This is a genomic window from Tropicimonas omnivorans, from assembly GCF_031846565.1.
GTDB classification, from domain to species: domain Bacteria; phylum Pseudomonadota; class Alphaproteobacteria; order Rhodobacterales; family Rhodobacteraceae; genus Tropicimonas_B; species Tropicimonas_B omnivorans.
In genome coordinates, this window is sequence record NZ_JAVRHL010000004.1 from 104399 (window position 1) to 121282 (window position 16884).

19 protein-coding genes, 1 tRNA gene and 1 pseudogene are annotated in these 16884 nt (G+C 67.0%); 10 read left to right on the plus strand and 11 right to left on the minus strand.

Annotated elements, in window-relative coordinates; all coding sequences use genetic code 11:
• Positions 1–34 precede the first annotated feature (34 nt).
• The gene (locus RM543_RS16355; RefSeq protein ID WP_311693582.1) at positions 35–751 is read right to left on the minus strand and encodes a hypothetical protein; all 717 of its coding nucleotides are present in this window, start codon (positions 749–751) and stop codon (positions 35–37) included.
• Between RM543_RS16355 and RM543_RS16360 the strand changes: the two genes are divergently transcribed.
• The 3 genes from RM543_RS16360 (at position 750) to RM543_RS16370 (ending at position 2479) form a co-directional block, all read left to right on the plus strand.
• The gene (locus RM543_RS16360; protein WP_311693584.1) at positions 750–1259 is read left to right on the plus strand and encodes a cytochrome b; all 510 of its coding nucleotides are present in this window, start codon (positions 750–752) and stop codon (positions 1257–1259) included. The genes RM543_RS16355 and RM543_RS16360 overlap by 2 nt on opposite strands.
• A 267-nt stretch (positions 1260–1526) precedes the next feature.
• Positions 1527–2138, plus strand: coding sequence for an SCO family protein (locus RM543_RS16365; RefSeq protein WP_311693586.1), 612 nt, complete (start codon positions 1527–1529; stop codon positions 2136–2138).
• 146 nt (positions 2139–2284) lie between these two features.
• Positions 2285–2479: a hypothetical protein gene (locus RM543_RS16370; protein ID WP_116087654.1), complete on the plus strand. Its 195-nt coding sequence runs from the start codon at positions 2285–2287 to the stop codon at positions 2477–2479.
• Here RM543_RS16370 and RM543_RS16375 read toward each other — a convergent pair.
• Positions 2457–3242 carry an alpha/beta fold hydrolase gene (locus RM543_RS16375; protein WP_311693589.1) on the minus strand — a complete coding sequence of 262 codons (786 nt, stop codon included), beginning with the start codon at positions 3240–3242 and terminating at the stop codon, positions 2457–2459. The genes RM543_RS16370 and RM543_RS16375 overlap by 23 nt on opposite strands.
• Before the next feature lie 78 nt (positions 3243–3320).
• On the opposite strand from RM543_RS16375, the gene RM543_RS16380 reads away from it, so the two are divergent.
• Positions 3321–3692 carry a hypothetical protein gene (locus RM543_RS16380; protein WP_311693591.1) on the plus strand — a complete coding sequence of 124 codons (372 nt, stop codon included), beginning with the start codon at positions 3321–3323 and terminating at the stop codon, positions 3690–3692.
• Between the two features lie 9 nt (positions 3693–3701).
• Here the strand turns inward: RM543_RS16380 and RM543_RS16385 are convergent, their stop codons facing one another.
• The 7 genes from RM543_RS16385 to RM543_RS16415 form a co-directional block, all read right to left on the minus strand.
• Positions 3702–4631 carry an AEC family transporter gene (locus tag RM543_RS16385; protein ID WP_311693592.1) on the minus strand — a complete coding sequence of 310 codons (930 nt, stop codon included), beginning with the start codon at positions 4629–4631 and terminating at the stop codon, positions 3702–3704.
• Between the two features lie 30 nt (positions 4632–4661).
• On the minus strand, positions 4662–5462 hold the full coding sequence (locus RM543_RS16390; protein ID WP_311693593.1) for an MBL fold metallo-hydrolase: 801 nt from the start codon (positions 5460–5462) through the stop codon (positions 4662–4664).
• Positions 5459–6253, minus strand: coding sequence for a TatD family hydrolase (locus RM543_RS16395; RefSeq protein WP_311693594.1), 795 nt, complete (start codon positions 6251–6253; stop codon positions 5459–5461). Before RM543_RS16395 ends, RM543_RS16390 begins: the two co-directional genes overlap by 4 nt.
• Positions 6250–7422, minus strand: a complete 1173-nt coding sequence (locus tag RM543_RS16400; RefSeq protein WP_311693596.1) for a DNA polymerase III subunit delta' — start codon at positions 7420–7422, stop codon at positions 6250–6252. Before RM543_RS16400 ends, RM543_RS16395 begins: the two co-directional genes overlap by 4 nt.
• Before the next feature lie 307 nt (positions 7423–7729).
• Positions 7730–8368: a dTMP kinase gene (tmk, locus tag RM543_RS16405; protein ID WP_311693598.1), complete on the minus strand. Its 639-nt coding sequence runs from the start codon at positions 8366–8368 to the stop codon at positions 7730–7732.
• A 23-nt stretch (positions 8369–8391) separates the two neighbouring features.
• Complete coding sequence (locus RM543_RS16410; RefSeq protein WP_311693600.1) at positions 8392–9582, minus strand: D-alanyl-D-alanine carboxypeptidase family protein; 1191 nt, start codon at positions 9580–9582, stop codon at positions 8392–8394.
• An 18-nt stretch (positions 9583–9600) separates the two neighbouring features.
• On the minus strand, positions 9601–10599 hold the full coding sequence (locus tag RM543_RS16415; RefSeq protein ID WP_311693602.1) for an SPOR domain-containing protein: 999 nt from the start codon (positions 10597–10599) through the stop codon (positions 9601–9603).
• A gap of 190 nt (positions 10600–10789) precedes the next feature.
• On the opposite strand from RM543_RS16415, the gene RM543_RS16420 reads away from it, so the two are divergent.
• Positions 10790–10879 (plus strand) — tRNA-Ser (locus RM543_RS16420).
• 269 nt (positions 10880–11148) lie between these two features.
• Here the strand turns inward: RM543_RS16420 and RM543_RS16425 are convergent.
• Together RM543_RS16425 and RM543_RS16430 are read right to left on the minus strand one after the other, a co-directional pair.
• Positions 11149–11445 (minus strand): annotated as a pseudogene (locus RM543_RS16425) (hypothetical protein); the annotation flags it as partial.
• 103 nt (positions 11446–11548) lie between these two features.
• The gene (locus tag RM543_RS16430) at positions 11549–12469 is read right to left on the minus strand and encodes a DeoR/GlpR family DNA-binding transcription regulator (protein WP_311693606.1); all 921 of its coding nucleotides are present in this window, start codon (positions 12467–12469) and stop codon (positions 11549–11551) included.
• An 83-nt stretch (positions 12470–12552) separates the two neighbouring features.
• Here RM543_RS16430 and phnD point away from each other — a divergent pair, with 83 nt between their 5' ends.
• Genes phnD through RM543_RS16455 form a run of 5 tightly spaced genes read left to right on the plus strand, consistent with a single transcriptional unit; the run spans position 12553 to position 16863 of the window.
• On the plus strand, positions 12553–13530 hold the full coding sequence (phnD, locus tag RM543_RS16435) for a phosphate/phosphite/phosphonate ABC transporter substrate-binding protein (RefSeq protein WP_432280476.1): 978 nt from the start codon (positions 12553–12555) through the stop codon (positions 13528–13530).
• A 54-nt stretch (positions 13531–13584) separates the two neighbouring features.
• Complete coding sequence (phnC, locus tag RM543_RS16440) at positions 13585–14361, plus strand: phosphonate ABC transporter ATP-binding protein (RefSeq protein WP_311693610.1); 777 nt, start codon at positions 13585–13587, stop codon at positions 14359–14361.
• Positions 14358–15152, plus strand: a complete 795-nt coding sequence (gene phnE, locus RM543_RS16445) for a phosphonate ABC transporter, permease protein PhnE (RefSeq protein ID WP_311693612.1) — start codon at positions 14358–14360, stop codon at positions 15150–15152. The genes phnC and phnE (RM543_RS16445) overlap by 4 nt, the downstream gene beginning before the upstream one ends.
• On the plus strand, positions 15149–15958 hold the full coding sequence (phnE, locus tag RM543_RS16450; protein WP_311693614.1) for a phosphonate ABC transporter, permease protein PhnE: 810 nt from the start codon (positions 15149–15151) through the stop codon (positions 15956–15958). Before phnE (RM543_RS16445) ends, phnE (RM543_RS16450) begins: the two co-directional genes overlap by 4 nt.
• Positions 15955–16863, plus strand: a complete 909-nt coding sequence (locus RM543_RS16455) for an HAD-IIA family hydrolase (RefSeq protein ID WP_311693616.1) — start codon at positions 15955–15957, stop codon at positions 16861–16863. The genes phnE (RM543_RS16450) and RM543_RS16455 overlap by 4 nt, the downstream gene beginning before the upstream one ends.
• Positions 16864–16884: the final 21 nt, after the last annotated feature.

Consider the following 16884-nt stretch of genomic DNA (forward strand, 5'->3'; position numbering starts at 1 on the left):
CATTGGCCGCGTTCCCGAATTCCATCACGCCCCATCACAATTTCGCTTCCAGGTCCTTGCGCAGGCGACGCCTGGCGAACCAGCCGCGGATCTGTTGGGCGGTCAGCGTGGTGGGGCGCAGTATGGCCGTCTCGCCATTCCATTCGATAAGAAATGTCCGCTTTGCCGCGACGAGCTGAGCTTCGGCCGCGTTGGCTGCGAGGACGGTGAGGGTGACGTTCGACAGATCGCCCGCCATATCCTTGTCGGAGCCGAATTCCCTGACGCGATTGATGAGCTGCCCGTAGCTGCCGATGTCGATGAACTCGCCGGATTTCAACGGCCCCTGGTTGGTCGCCTCGGCGGGGTTATTCAATTCCTCTGCCGACAGCTCCGACCGATCCGTGATGTTCGTCGTCTCGACGTGTCCGTTCTCCAGCGTCAGCAGAAGGTCGTGAATGTAGATCGGCTCGAACCCGAGATTCGAAATGAAGCAGCGCGCGTTCAGACCCGTTCCCGCGCCGATGGAAATCAGGATCTCCGTGCGCCTCTGCCGCCGCTGGCCGAGGACCAGGACGTGCAGGTACACCACCCAGATGAAGGCGGTGACGATGCTGGTGCCGGCCGAGACGAGCACCTGATGTTCGTAGATCCATTCAATCATAGCGCCGGGCAACTCCGGGCCCCAAGGCCGGTTCCATGCGATTGCGGGAACCGGCTGGCCCGCCTGCCGTTCCGTCAATGAAAAGCGCTTGCAGCAGGACAGCCACATGGCCGGCCACCCCGACCACTATTCACGCGAGCAGATGGTTGCTCACTGGATGATCGTCCTCTTCGTGCTGATGCAGTACATGATGGGCGACGATGTCGCCCGCTGGTTCGGGGGGCTCCTGGAGGGGGAGGCGACGCCCTCCGGACTGGGGCCGATCTACGTACATGGCTTCATGGGCGCGCTCATCTTCATCGTGATGGCCTTCCGTCTTTACGAGCGTCTGACGCGCGGTGTGCCGCCGGCTCCGACCACGGAGCCGCGGCCGATCCAGTTCGCAAGCCGCGCGGTGCACTGGGCCTTCTACGTCGTCCTGCTGGCGCTGCCCGTTTTCGGCGCATTGGCGGTCTTCCTGCAATCCGGGTTTGTGGGCTGGCTACACATGCTGACGACGAAACTGCTGCTTCTGCTCATAGTCGCGCATATCGGCGGCGCCGTGTGGCACCTGTTCCGCAAGTCGGACAAGACGACCGCCCGGATGTGGAGGCAGGACCCGCCCGGGCGGATCTGAGCCAGCCCAGCACCCGCCGCGACGTCTCACCGCAAGCCGTACCGTTGATCCGGATCACAGAAGCGGCGATGCTCCCGATCGATCATCCTCTTCGAGGCCCGCTCGATGTCTCGCCGGGCGTTCCCGATCTCCGCCGCGCCCGCCCCCGCACTCCTTGCGGCAGGGATCCGCGGTAGGCGGAGCGGCACGCGCCGGCGAAGCAATAGGGTGGATGGAACAAGACACCACGTATCGGTGCCGTACGGCCATCGATGAACGGAGACGATAATGCGCACCAATCGCCTGACGGTCTATTCGGCCATCGCCGCAACCGTAGTCGCCGTGGCCGTGATCGGCGGCACGCTGGGGTTTCTTGCCATGCGGCAGGGGCAGGAGGGCGCGGGCGGACATCCCGCCAATCTCGGCGGTCCGTTCACGCTCACCGATCATGACGGCGCGACGATCACGGAGGCGGATCTCGAAGGCCACCCGTCCGCCCTCTTCTTCGGCTTCACCCATTGCCCGGAGGTCTGCCCGACGACGATCGCCGACATCGACTGGTGGACGCAGCAGATGGGCGAGGATGCCGACGGTATCGAGTTCTACTTCGTCAGTATCGATCCCGAACGCGACACGCCCGAGATCCTCGGTGAGTATCTCAACGCGCAGACCGACCGGGTCACCGGCATCTCGGGAACGCCCGAGGAGGTCTGGGAGATGGCGCGGTCATGGCGGGTCTACTGGAACAAGGTTCCGCTGGAGGATGGCGGCTACACGATGGACCATTCGAGCATGATCTACCTTCTCGACGAGGAGGCCGACTATGCCGGGTCCATCAGCTACGGCGCCGAGGACGAAGAGGCGATGGCCGCGCTCGAGCGGCTCGCCGCCGGCAGCTAGAGAGCGAGCCGCCCGCCGAATGCGTGACCCGCCGGCAACAGGGCGGGGGCGTCTGGCACCCGGAGGGGAACGCGGGGGAGGTGTGGCGCCTTGTCCGGTCAGAACGGCCCGGCAAACGGGCCGCCCCGAGGCCGGAGGCAGGCACCATGACGCGAAAGACCCTCATCCTCTTCATACTGATCCTGCCGCTCGCGACCGGCGCCATGACGGCGGCCGCCGTACAGACCGGGTTCGATGCATGGTTGCCGATGCTCGCGACGCTGGCCTGCGCCACGGCCCTGGCATGGCAGATCGCGGATTTGCTGAACTGGCGCCGGATCAGGCGGGATCGCTTTCGCTGAGGAACGTCTCGACCGCCGCCTGAACCTCGCGCGGCTTCTCCGCATGGACCCAGTGGCCTGCGCCCTCCACCGTCTCGAAACGCGCTTTCGGGAACTGCGCCTCGATCTTGATCCGTCCCTCGGCTGTCACGTAGTTCGACTTCTCGCCTGACAGAAAGAGCGACGGGCCGTCGAACCGGCCTTCGGTTCCGGGCCAGCCGGTGATCGTGTCCATCTCCGCCTCCAGCACATCGAGATTGAGCTTCCAGGCCGTTGGATCCGCGCGCAGGTCCAGCGACTGCAGCAGGAACGCCCGGACGCCGGGCTCGTCGAGCGTCTCGGCAAGCCTGGCGTCGGCCTCGGATCGGGACGAAAGCCCGGTTAGGTCCAGCCCCTTCATCGCGTGGATGTAGCGCAGCTGCGAATGGTCGTAGGCGACCGGTGCGATGTCCGCCACGATCAGGCGGGAGACCAGCTCCGGGCGGGTGAGCGCCAGCACCATCGCCGCCTTTCCGCCCATGGAGTGCCCCAGCACATCGGCGGTGCCCCCGAGCTCCGCGATCACCTCCGCGAGATCGTCCGCCATGGCCTCGTAATCGTTCCGCGGCGCGTGGAAGCTGTCGCCGTGATTGCGCATGTCCACGGCGGCGACGGGGCGGCTCTCGGCGATGCGGCGGGAGACGGCGCCCCAGTTCCGGGCGGAACCGAAGAGACCGTGGACGATCAGGAGCGGCGGGCGGGGGTCGGACGCGGGGTCCGGGCCGAGGCGGGTGAGTGACAGCATGTTGCCGAGATAGCGCCCCGGCGCGGCTCTGGCCAGCCGGCACTTTCGGCGCGGCGGGGAGGGGGCTAGGCTGCTCCCATGGCCGAGAAGAGCATCACTGACAGGAATGCGAGCCTTGCGGCGCTGATGGGCGCGCGGCTCGGAATGCGGGGCGGCAGCCTCGGGGACAAGCTCCGCCGCGGCGGGCGGCATCTTCCGCGGCGCCTGCGGGCGCAGGCGGCCTATCTCGCAGAGGTGGAGTCCATGTCGGCCCATCCCCGCCTCGCGCGACAGGCGGACCCCGTACGCATCCGGCAGGCCGAGGGCGACTTGCGGCGCTACCTGCGCTCCGTCGATCCGTGGGACCGGCGCAAGGGACTTATCCTGAACGTCCTCGCGGCACTGTCCTTCAATCTTCTGCTGCTCTTCGGCGCCGCCGTTGCGGTGATGTCCTGGAAGGGCGTTCTCTGAAGCGCGGGCTCAGGGCAGGACCGACAACCAGAACCATGCCGTGAGCACGCAGAGCGCGGTTCCCAGCAGCACGGAGGACGCAGCCACGCGCTTGGCGACGCCGTACATGTTGGCGAAGATGTAGGTGTTCACCCCCGGCGCCATGGCGGCCGTGACGGTGGCGGAGCGGAGGCCGTCGACATCCAGTCCGAAGGAGCGGCCGAGCCCGTAGGTGATGAGCGGGTGGAGGAGAAGCGACAGGGAGCAGGCGAAGCAGATCGTCAGGATGTCCCCCTCTGGCTTGTACCGCATGAGGATGCCGCCGAGCGCGAAGAGCGCGGCGGGAAGCCCCGCGCGGGCCATCAGGTCCACCGCCTCCGACAGCACGGTCGGAACCGGAACGCCGGTCAGATTGACGACGAGACCGCAGGCGATCCCGATGATGAGGGCGTTGGACGCCATGCCCTGCAGCACATGCAGCGCCAGAAGTCGCTTCGACTGCCCGCGATTGCGCACCACTTCCATGACGGTGATCCCGACCGCGTAGCAGAAGGGGGAGTGGACGGAGATGATCGCGAAGTTCCCGGTCAGCGCGCCCGTGCCATAGGCCTGCTCGGTGATCGGCAGGCCGAGGAGGAGAGAGTTCGAGAACATCCCCAGAAAGCCGATCGCGACCGCATCTTCCCACGGCCGGCGGAAGAGGATCCGGGCGCCGGCGATGCCCACGACGAAGCCCGCGAGCGCACCGGCATAGAAGGAGGCAAGAAGCGGAAGGTTGAAGCCCGCCTGTAGGTCCAGGTCCGAGATCGCGCGGAAGAGCAGGCAGGGCAGGGCGAAGTTCTGCGCGAACCGCATCAGCCCGTCCACCGCCCCTTCGCTTATCTTTCCGAAGCGCGCGGCGGCGAAGCCGAACCCGATGACGAGAAAGACCGGAAGGACGACCCCGATCAGCGTCCCCATGTCAGGCTCCCTTGTTGCGCGGCGGGTAGGTCAGCCCTCGACATTCAGGACCATGCCGTCGAAGGCGGGCTCGATGTGGTCCGGTGTTTCGCCGCGCAGGGTCTCGTAGTCGAGATCGACATGCATGTTGGTCAGGACCGCCCGGGCGGGCGCGAGGCGTTCGATGTAGCCCAGCGTCCGCTCCAGATGCGAATGGGAGGGGTGGGGCGTGCGGCGCAGCGCGTCCACCACGAAGCAGCCCAGCCCCTCAAGCGCGGGCAGCACCTCGTCCGGCAGGCGCTCCATGTCCGGCAGGTAGGCCAGCTTGCCCATGCGGAAGCCGAGCGCGGTGATGTTGCCGTGGGGCACGCGGAAGGGCGCCAGCGAGATCGTACCGCCCGCGCCGGTGACCTCTACCGGCGCATCCCCGATGTCGTTCATCTCGAGGATCGGGGGATAGTCGGAGCCCTCGGGCTGGATGAAGGCGTAGGCGAAGCGGTGCAAAAGGTCCGTCTGCGTCGGCGCATCGGCCCAGACCGGAAGACGCTTGCGCATGTTGATGACGATCATCCGCAGATCGTCGAGACCGTGGGTGTGATCCGCGTGGGAATGGGTGAAGACGACCCCGTCGAGCGCGCCGATCCCGGCGGAGAGAAGCTGCGATCGCAGATCCGGCGAGGCGTCGATCAGGACGCGCGTGGTTCCGTCCGGCCCGTCCTTCTCCAGAAGCATGGAGCAGCGGCGACGGGCATTCCTTGCATTCTGCGGGTCGCAATCGCCCCAATGCCCGCCGATGCGGGGGACGCCGCCGGACGAGCCGCAGCCCAGGATCGTCGCGCGCAGGCCGCTCATGCCGCCGCCTTGGAAAAGAGCCGGTCGAAATTGGCGGAGGTTTGCGCGGTGATCTCGGGCAGGCTCATCCCCAGCGCCTCGCCGACGATCTCGGCCGTGCGGGCGACATAAGCCGGCTCGTTGCGCTTGCCGCGGTGGGGCGGCGGCGCGAGGTAGGGGCTGTCCGTCTCGACGAGGAGCCGGTCACGCGGCGCCGCGGCGAAGATGTCCCGGATCGCTCCCGATTTCGGGAAGGCCGCGATGCCGGAGATGGAGAGGTAGAACCCGAGGGCAAGCGCGGCGTCCGCCAGCTCGGCGCTCGAGGAGAAGCAGTGCATGACGCACCGGTAGGGGCCGGCGCGGTGCTCCTCGGTCAGGATGCGGGCCATGTCCTCATCGGCGTCCCTGGCGTGAATGATGAGCGGAAGGCCCGTCTGCCGCGCGGCCTCGATATGGATCCGAAGGCTCTCCTGCTGCCGTGCTGCCGTCTCGGCGGTGTAGTGATAGTCGAGCCCGGTTTCGCCGATGCCGACGAACTTGGGATGATCCGAAAGGGCGATCAGCTCCTCCGCTGTGGCCATGGGAGCCTCGCCCGCGCTCATCGGATGGGTGCCCGCGGCGTAGAAGACGCCATCATGCGCCTCGGCAATGGCGCGCACGCGGGGCTCGTTCTCCAGCTTGGTGCAGATCGTCACCATGCGTCCGATGCCGGCGGCGCGGGCGCGGGCGATGACGTCCGGCAGCTCATCCGCGAAATCGGGGAAGTCGAGGTGGCAGTGGCTGTCCACCAGAAGAGAGGTCTCGGAGGTCATGCGGCACTCGGGTCGAGGGCAGGGGAGGGAACGGAGGAGGCCGTCCCGTCGATGGCAAGGAGCATATCGAGGACGAGGGCGGCCGGGTCAAGGTTGACCGCCCGCCCGGCCCGCGCCTTGTCGAGCGCGGTCTGTGCCAGCTCCGCCCAGGCCCGTGCGGCCCCGGAGCCGGGGGAAAGTCTCGCCAGCGTTCGCGCCTCGCCGGGGGCCGCCTCGCTGCCGGGCGGCCCGTCGATGCCGGCGCGGGCAAGCCGGCCGAGCAGGATCTCCGTCAGGTCCAGGATCGTTCCGGCGGGGTCGGACGCGCCCCGGCCGGCGGCCTTCTCGGCGAACCGGATGGCGCGCGTCCGGTCCATGCCCGGCGCCTGCGACAGAAGCCCAACGAGTTCACCGTAGAGTGCCGCGCCATCTTCCCCCGCGAGCCGGATCGCCGCGCCGACGGAGCCCGCGGCAAGGATCGCGAGCGCATCGTTTTCCGTCTCCTGCCCGATCCCGGCCTGCCGCAGCGCGCGGCCAAGATCGCCTGTCGCGAGCGGCGCAAGCCGCAGGATGCGGCAGCGGGAGCGGATGGTGGGCAGAAGGCCCGCCGGGCGATGGGAGACGAGGAGCAGGAAGGTCCTTTCGGGGGGCTCCTCCAACAGCTTCAGAAGGGCGTTCGCCGCGGCCTTGTTGAGGTCGTCCACGCTGTCCACGATGACCACACGCCGCCCGCCATCCGGCGCCGAGAGCGAGAAGAAACGCTTCAGTCGGCGCACCTCGTCCACCGGGATCTCCTGCTTCGGCTGCTTGTCCCCCTCGGCCCAGGGACGGCGAAGGACCGCGAGCCGACCCTCGCCTCCTGCGGCGATGCGGCGGGCGACGGGGTGGCCGGGATCCGTTTCGAGCGTGGCCGGTGGCGCGGCGGTACCGAGAAGGGAGGTGTCGTCCATCTCCGGTGCGGTCAGCAGAAAGCGCGCGACCCGCCATGCAAGCGTCGCCTTGCCGATGCCGCGCGGCCCCGTGATCAGCCATGCGTGGTGCATCCGGCCCGAGGCGAAGGCTTCGAGGATGGCGCGTTCGGCCTCGTCGTGACCGAAGACCTCCGCCGCCTCCCGCGGGTGCGGGGCGCCGTCCATCCGGTCGGAGTCGTTCTGGTCGTCGGGGGCGATTGCGCCGGGAGATCTGGCCATGCCGCGCAGCCTAGGCGACTGGCGCCGGGGGGCAAGGGTGCGCGCGGCGCCCGGCCCCGTGCGGCCCGCAAGATGTGATGGCGGTTCGGCGGAAGAGGGCATGTCGCCGGGCCTTCGCACGGCCCGGCCAGATGATCCTCCAGTGCGGGCACGGGGCCGCTCCCAGCGGTGGGTGCGGATATCCCCGCCTGGACCCCCGATCTTCGCGCCCGCGTCATGCCCGCGTCTTGAGCGGGCATCCGCTTCGCCGGTGTTGGCCGTCGAAGGAAAAGGAGATCGGTCTAGAGAGGGGAGGGGGGAAACCGCCTTAGCCGAGGTGGCGGGCTACATGGGCGGCGATGTCCGCGGCGATCTCGTCCTCTGGGCGGTTGCCGTCGACCACCATGCAGCGCTCCGGCGCGCCAGCGGCGAGCTCGAGAAACCCCTCTCTCAGGCGCTCCTGGAACGCGAGGCCAAGGCCCTCGAAGCGGTCCTCCGCGTTGTTGCGTGCAAGGCCGCGGGAGAGGGCGGTTCCGGGGTCCGCATCGATGATGAAGGTCAGGTCCGGCTCGAGGCCGATCACGTCGGCATGAAGCCGGTCCGCCAGCGCTCGCAGATCGGCCCGCGCCGCGCCCTGATAGACGCGCGTCGAATCGGCGAAACGGTCCGACACGACGACGGCTCCGCGGGATAGGGAGGGGCGGATCAGGCGCTCGAGGTGATCGCGCCGCGCGGCGTTGAAGAGCAGGAGCTCCGAGATCGGGGACCAATCCTCCGCCGCGCCCTCGACGAGCAGTCGGCGGATCCGTTCCGCGCCGGGGGAGCCGCCGGGCTCCCGCGTCAGGATCGCGTCCCGGCCCTGCGATGTCAGGCTGTCATGGAGACGGCGGGCCTGGGTGGACTTGCCGGAGCCGTCGATCCCTTCGAAGGTGATGAAGACGCCTGCCGCCCCTGGTCCTGTCTCCATCATTCCCCCGCGGCGCGCCTGTCTCAGCTGGCCGGTTCGGCCTCCAGCTCGGCGCTTGGCTCGGGCGCCGACGCGGTTTCCTCGCGGATCCGCTCGTAGAGCACCATCGCGGCCGTCCGCACACGCGGCACGAACCCGCCGCGCGCCACCGGCGCTTCGGCGACGAGGGGCACTTCGCGGGCCTCCATGTCCGGCAGCTGGATATGCAGCGTGCCGAGCCGCGCCCCGGCTTCCACCGGCGCATGCACCGGGGATTCGTAGGTGATATGCGCTTCCACGTCGCCCTGGACGAGCGCCGGGACCAGAAGCTCCACGTCCTCCGGCACCACGAGGCCGACATGCTGCGTGTTGCCCATCCAGACATCCGCCGTCGCCATGCGGGATCCGCCTTCGACCACGGTCTTCTGCACGAATTGCCGGAAGGCCCAGTTCACCACGCGTTCGGCTTCCTCGGCCCGCGCATCCTCGCTGTCGAGCCCGGTGATGACGAAGACGATGCGCCTGTCACCCTGGACGGCGGAGCCGACGAGGCCGTAGCCCGCTTCGGTGGTGTGTCCGGTCTTCAGCCCGTCCGCGCCGATCCCGAGGGTCAGAAGCGGGTTGCGGTTGCGGTGGTTGGTGGGAACGCGGCCGTCGAAGCCCCATTCCTCCATGCCGAAATAGCCGTAATACTCGGGGAATTCGCTGATGATCCGATCCGCCAGGATGCCCAGATCCTCCATGCTCATCCGCTGGTTCGGGTTCGGCCAGCCGGAGGCGTTGGCGAAGATGGAATTCTCCATCCCCAGAGCCTGGGCCCGCTCTGTCATCAGCCGGGCGAAACTCTCCTCGGTGCCCGCCAGCCCCTCGGCCACGACGACGCAGGCATCGTTGCCCGACTGGACGACGATCCCCTTGATCAGCTCCTCGACCTGCGGCCGATCGGCCTCGGTCAGGAACATCGAGGAGCCGCCCATGTTCTTGGCGCGGGACGAGACGTTGAACCGCGTATCGAGGGTGACGCGGCCGTCCTGCAGCGCCTCGAACAGCATGTTCAGCGTCATCAGCTTGGACATGGAGGCCGGTGGAAGCGGGGTGTCCGAGTTCTTCTCGAGCAGAACGGTGTCCGTCGTCTGATCGTAGATCCAGGCGGCGGTGGCGCGGGTGTCGAACTGAGCGGCGGCCGGCAGCGCGGCGACGAGCAGCACTGCGAGGGTGGTGAGGATCTGTTTCATGCGCGCTCCTCTAATCCGTCAGCCCGAGACATAGTAGGCATCGGTAAACCCGAGATCCTTCACTTTGTCGAGAATGGCCGAGCGATCCGTTTCGCTGGCCGCCGGTCCGACGACGACACGCCAGAAGGTCGCGCCCTGGCTCTGCTGTTCCAGCACGTCTGGCACCATTCCGTTGGCGCGCATCGCGGTGGCGGTATTGTCGGCGTTTTCCTTCACGCTGAAGATGCCGATCTGCACGTAGGGCCGGCCGAGCGGACTTGCCGGCGCAGATGCTGTCTGCGGCGGGCGGGCGGCCTCCGGGGCAGGCTCGGCCCCGGCCACTGACGCGGGCAGGACCGTCGCCGGCGCGGACACGGCGACCGCCTCGGGCGCGGACTTGCGGCGGAAGGGGTTCCAGCTGCGCCGCGTACGGGCCGGTTCGGCTGCGGGCTGCGGAGCCGCCGCAACGCTGGTGCTCCCGGGCACGGCGGATGTTTCGCCTTCGGCGCGCTCGATGGCGGCCTCGGCGTCCGGCAGATCGAGGCTCGTGGTCGCGACGGCGCCGGGCTCGGGGATCGCGGCCGCCGCATCGGCTGCCGCGGCGGGGGCCTCGTCCTGGCGGCGGAGCGCGGTCACGTTCAGCCGTTGGGGGGCTCCCGCGATCAGGCCGATGGCGGAGGCTGCATCGGAACTGACCTGGAGCCGGGGTCCCGGATTCTCGCGTTCGCGCTTGAAGAGGGCTCCGATCACGAACTTGCCGTTGGTCTCGTTGCGAATGATGACCCGTTCGGGATCGTCGACATCCGGGTGCGCGACCCAGACGCCGCCGAGGGACGGGCGCCCGTCCCAGAGACCCTCCTCGGTCACCGAGAAGATCTCAGGCGCTTCCACGTCCCGCTCGACGAGGCGCCCGGACGCCGGCCGCTCCGCCGCGGCGGTCGTCCCCTCCAGCCCGGTCCCGGCCTTCTCGCCACATCCCGCGGCCAGAAGCGCAAGCGCCGAGACGCCAGCTACCCTGATCAAAGCAACTCTGCCCATTCTCTGCCCCTCTTGCACAGGAAGCGACCTCCCGCGCATCAGCATGGCCTTATGACGGCCTTTCGCTCGATATTGCCGCCGAGCATAGCCGCTCGGCGCCCATCTGCAAAGAGCGTAGCTGCGCCTGCCTCCCGGGGCCGCGCATACCTTCTTTACACCACGCCCCCGACGGCGCTACCCAAGGCCGCCCGGAGGAGTGGCAGAGTGGTCGATTGCAACGGTCTTGAAAACCGTCGTGCGTGAAAGCGTACCGTGGGTTCGAATCCCACCTCCTCCGCCACTTGCCCTCACGAAAGCGTCTCGTTCCGGCTGCAGCTGGATTTTTCCGTTGTTGTTGAGGGTTATGCGGGAGCGGCTGAGCACTCCCCCGGCGCCAGGTGGCCCGCAAGCGGTCTCTCAGGGCCGATATTCTTCCGACCTGTTAACCGCGAGCGGTCGGGTTAAGCCGATCAAGACCCCGATAACTAGGGTCTTGAGCCGCAGATCGTTCGTGACCATTGTGAAAGCCGTATCCGTGCCGAAGGGAACTGGCGTCGAACTCTGTTATGGTTAGGGCAAGAAATCGAATGCATCCGCGCTTTCATACAAAGCTCTAATGGGTGTCTCGGCAGAAACCGACGCGCGCGTCGCGGCTTCCTTTGGGTCCAAAACACGGAACTTGTCGCCGATCTTCGCAACGACCTCGATCCGACGATACTGGTCGCCGAAGCGTTCTCCGTACTGCGCCAGCCCCTTGAGCTTCGGCATCGCGTCGCCGAACCGAATGCCGTGCGGGTCGATGATATCGGCGGCGACGGTCCCATCGTCCTGCTGAACGAAAGAAGCGAAGCCTAGTCTGACGATCCTTGGTTCGCCCCCATCGTGGCCTTATTGCACGAAGCCTTCCCAGGATTCACATTGCGGGTCCAGCGGCGTAGCTGGGCGGCATGTCCAAGCCTGCCCTGAGCCGCTATCGCACCCTGAACTGATCCGCCTGCAACGCATCGCTGTGTGAGCGTGGATCGCTGACCGGAACCACGAGAATCTCGGTTGGGGTGTCGCGTATTGCAGTTCCCAGTTGGCCTTCGGGCAAAGCGTCTGTCACCAAGGTTCCGATTTCGTCGCAAGTGGCGATGCGGAACAGACGCGTGCGACCGAACTTGCTGCTGTCGATCAAAAACCGTCGCGCCGATGATTGGCGCAGCATCGTTCGCTTGATGGCGTCGAACCCCTCGACCGCTTCGGTCACACCGGCCTCACTCAGGCCCGCCGCCCCCAAAAAGCAGGCGTCCACATTGAAACCCGAGAGATAGTCGCACGCTTCCGTGCCGATCACGGCAGCTTCCTGCTGCATGTATCTTCCCGGTGCTAGGCGCACCTGAGCGGCCTGGCTCTGACCAAGGACCATCGCCACCTGAAGCGAGTTCGTGATTGCCGTCACGCGGCGTTCCGCGAAGGCGAGGGCGCGGGCGAACTCCATCGTCGTCGTCCCGGCATCGATCATGACCGTCTCGCCATCCGAGACAAGGCTGGCCGCGAAACGCCCCAGCCTCTCGCGCTCCGCGACGCGTTCAAGGCGGCGCTCGTCCATGTCGCGGTGGATGCCGGGTGAAGCCGCCGATGCACCGCCATGCGCTCGGTTGAGCAGGCCGGCCTCGCTCAGCTCTTCCATGTCGCGGCGGACCGTCTCGGTCGTGACGCCGAACAAGCTTGCAAGCTCGCTGACGCGAACATGCGGCTTGAGCCTGAGCTCGAGCAGGATCTGCTCTCGCCGCTCTACCTTTTTCAGTCGTCTTGGTTCCAGGGTTTCGACCGCCGACCTTGCTCTACTCCAATATTCGCCAAGGCGATTAAGGGAAAATCGCAGAACTTGGAATGACGTATGTTGCATATCCCACATTTCAGTGCTGTCATCCCTACAATGTGTCGTGGAGGCGACGCACCGACTGAAACGGGAGGAATACTGACATGCCCATGCACACGAGCTTCGGAACGACGGCGCTTGCCGCGCTGGCGTTCACGACGTCGGCCGCTTTCGCGCAAGACAGCTGCGAGAGCCGCGGTCAGCTCGACGAGCAATATTGCGATGCGAACGGTGACCTCGTCGCCGACGCGCCGGAGGATGAAAGCCAGCTTCTCAATCCCGACACGCTGGTCTTCGCTTACACGCCCGTCGAAGACCCGGCGATCTACGAAGACATCTGGACGCCGTTCATTGATCATCTCGAGGAGTCGACCGGCAAGGACGTGCAGTTCTTCGCGGTTCAGTCCAATTCGGCCGAGGTCGAGGCCATGCGCTCCGGCCGCCTGCACATCGCAGGCTTCTCGACCGGCCCCACGCCCTTCGCGGTAAACCTCGCAGGCGCGGTGCCCTTCGCGATCATGGGGGCCGATGACGGACGTTTCGGCTATACTCTGCAGGTCTACACGCAGGCCGACAGCGACATTCAGGAAATGCCGGATCTCGCGGGCAAGCGCATCGCGCATACCTCGCCGACGTCCAACTCGGGCAACCAGGCGCCGCGCGCGCTCTTCCCCGATCTCGGCGTCGTGCCGGACGAGGATTACGAGGTGAACTATTCCGGCAGCCACGACCAGTCGATGCTTGGCGTCGTCGCAGGCGACTACGACGCTGCGCCGGTTGCCTCGGAAGTGGTCGAGCGGATGGCCGAACGCGGCCTCTACGATCCCGAGGAGGTCCGCATCGTCTGGGAAAGCGAGCCGTTCCCGACCACCTCCTACGCCTACGCACACGACCTCGCGCCCGAACTGAAGGAGAGCATCGAGGACGCATTCTTCAGCTTCGACTTCGAGGGCACCGCGCTGGGTGAGGAGTTCGATGGCGTGTCCAAGTTCGTGCCCATCACCTACGAGGACCAGTGGGCCGTGATCCGTCAGATCCAGAGCGCGAACGGCGTCGAATATACGCCCGAGGGCCTCGCGGCGGAATAACTCGCACTCACCGGGCCGGCGCCGAAGCGTGCCGGTCCGGCAATGGAGCATCCCATGCTGAAGATCACCGACCTCGTCAAACGCTACGGCAGCGGCGACCCGGTCCTGAAGAACCTCGACCTGACCATCGAGGGCGAGAGTGTCGTGTCCATCATCGGCTCGTCGGGGGCGGGCAAGTCGACGCTCCTGCGCTGCATCAATCGTCTGGTCGAGCCGACCTCGGGCTCGATCGAGCTCAACGGCACCGAGTTGACGAAGCTGCGCGGCAGGAACCTGCGCGCGGCACGGCGCAAGATCGGAATGGTCTTTCAGGGCTTCAACCTCGTCGACCGGCTCACGGTGATGGAGAACGTGCAGTCCGGGCGGCTGGGCTACATCTCCACCTGGGCGGCGATCATGCGGCGCTATCCGAAGGAGGACATACGCCGCGCCTACGAGTTGATGGAGCGCGTGGGCATCGCGCATTACGCCAACACCCGCGCCGATCAGCTCTCGGGCGGCGAGCGCCAGCGCGTCGGCGTCGTGCGCGCGCTCATGCAGGACCCCGAGATCCTGCTGGCTGACGAGCCGACGGCCTCGCTCGACCCAAAGACCTCCGAGCAGATCATGGGCCTGCTGCGCGATCTCGCCGGAGAGCTGAAGCTGCCGGTTCTGATCAACATCCACAACGTCACCGAGGCCAAGGAATACACCGACCGGATCGTCGGGATGCGCTACGGGCGGATCATCTTCGACGACAAGCCTGGCAGCCTCGACCAGGAGGCGATGGACCGGATCTATTCCGGCAGCCCGCACGCCGACCGCAGCGAAGACCTTAGGCAGGCGTCATGAGCGAGGCGCGCGACACCTGGCAGAAGCCACCCTTCATCGCCAGCCCGGCGATCCGCTGGGCGGTTTATCTCGGCGCTCTGGGCTATTTCCTTTGGGTGGGGGCGACCATGCCCATCGACTGGGGCCGCGTCGCCGATGGCTTCGGCCGCGCGGGCCGCATCTTCGGCGGGGCCTTCCCGCCGAGCTTCGAGCGCAGCGGCCTCCTGATCGACGGCTTCCTCGAAAGCCTCAAGATCGCCATTCTCGCCACCACCGGCGGGGTGCTCCTATCGATCCCGATCGCCTTCACGGCCGCGCGCAACGTCGCACCGCTCCCGATCTACTACCTCGGGCGCTTCATCATCATTGTCGCGCGCAGCTTTCACCCGGTCATCGTCGCGATCATCTTCGTGAAAGCCGTCGGCTTCGGACCCTTCGCGGGGGTACTGACGCTGGTGGTCTACTCCATCGGCTTCGTCGCCAAGATGTTGGCCGAGCGGATCGAGGAGATCGACTTCGGCCAGGTCGAGGCGATGAGGGCGGCGGGCGCGCCGTTCTTCTCGACCATGTTCTACGCCATCTTCCCACAGATCATGCCGCGCCAGATCGGCCTGACGATCTACCAACTCGACAGCAACCTGCGCGCCTCGGCCGTTGTCGGCATCGTCGGCGCCGGGGGCATCGGTGCGACGCTCGCCAACGCGTTCGGGCGATACGACTACGACTTTGCCCTCGCCATCACCATCGTGATCGTGGGCGTGATCCTGATCTCCGAAGGGATCAGCGGCATGATCAGAAAGCGGATCGGATGACCAGCATTTCCGAACAGTTCGGGCGGGAGGACTGGAGCCGCTTCTCGTCCAGGCAGAAATGGCAACGCTTCGCGATCTTCGCGGTCTGCGCGCTGGCAATTGCATGGTCGATCACCTCGATCGAGGTCGTCTGGGCCTGGGTCTGGGATGCGCCGAGCCAGATGGGCGATTTGTTCGAGCGGATGTATCCCCCCGACGCCACAAACCTCGCCACCATTCTGCGGGTCCTGTGGGAAACGGTGAACATCGCGACCTTCGCGACCGCCTTCGCGGTCCTGATGTCGCTGCCGGTCGCATACCTTGCCGCGCAGAATACGACGCCGAACCGGGCAACGCTCTGGCTCGGGCGTCTGATCCTCGTGACCTCGCGGTCGGTCAACACGATCATATGGGCGCTGCTGTTCGTCGCGATCTTCGGCCCCGGCGTCGTCGCGGGCATCATCGCGATCATGTTCCGCTCCATCGGCTTCATCGGCAAGCTTCTGGGCGAGGCGATCGAGGAGATCGACAAGCGCCCGGTCGAGGCGCTCGAGGCCACTGGCGCGTCGCGCTTCAAGGTGATCGCCTACGCTATCGTGCCGCAGGTCATGCCGACCTTCTGGGCCGTCGCGATCCTGCGCTGGGACATCAACCTGCGCGAATCCACCGTGCTCGGCCTCGTTGGCGCGGGCGGTATCGGTATCATTCTTCAGGGCGCGATCGACACGTTCAACTGGCCAGAGGCGGCGACGGTCCTGCTGTCCATCCTCGTGCTCGTCATCATCGGGGAGGTGGTCTCGGCCTTCCTGCGGCGCCGCATCCTGTGAGCGTCCTGACCGCGACGGACCCGGCACGCGCCTTCGAGGCCTATCAACGGGTGCGCCCGCGCCTTCCCGCGGCGCGGTTCCCTCGGAGATGGCGTGCAGCCCGGAACCTGGGCGAGATCGCCGCCGAATTCGACCTGATCCTGCTTGATGCCTACGGCGTGCTGAACGTGGGCGAGACGCCGATTCCGGGTGCGGCCGAGCGCATTGCGGACCTTCGGGCGCAGGGCAAGCCGCTGATGGTCGTCTCGAACTCGGCCGGCTATCCCAAGCGGCGCATGATGCAGCGCTATGCGAAGCTAGGGTTCGATTTCTCACCCGCCGAAGTCGTGACAAGCCGCGAGGCACTGCTCGCGGAACTGGCCACGGCGCCGCGGCGCCACTGGGGCGTCATGCTCACGCCCGAGCCCGGGGATGACGAACTGCAGGCGCACGATATCGTCTTTCTCGGGGACGTCCGCGCGGAATACGAACGGGCCGAAGGCTTCCTGCTGATCGGAGCCGACGGTTGGACCGAGACGCGGCAAGCGCTGCTGACCGCTTCACTGCGCGCGCGCCCGCGCCCGGTCTGCGTCGGAAACCCCGATCTGGTCGCGCCGCGCGAAGGCGGTCTGACGCAAGAGCCGGGCCACTTCGCGCATCGGCTTGTCGATGAGGCCGGCGTCACGTCCGAGTTCGTCGGCAAGCCCTTCCGGGGAATCTTCGATCTCGCCCTCGCGCGTCATGCCGGCAAGCCCTCGCGGGTGCTGATGGTCGGCGACACGCTGCACACGGACATTCTCGGCGGCGCGCATATGGGCTTTGCCACGGCGCTCGTGACAGCGGACGGGTCGCTGTCGGGGCTCGACGTCAGCGGAGCGATCGCGTCCTCCGGCATCGTCCCCGATTTCGTCATGGACCGGATCTGATCCCGCGGCAGGCCGTACCCG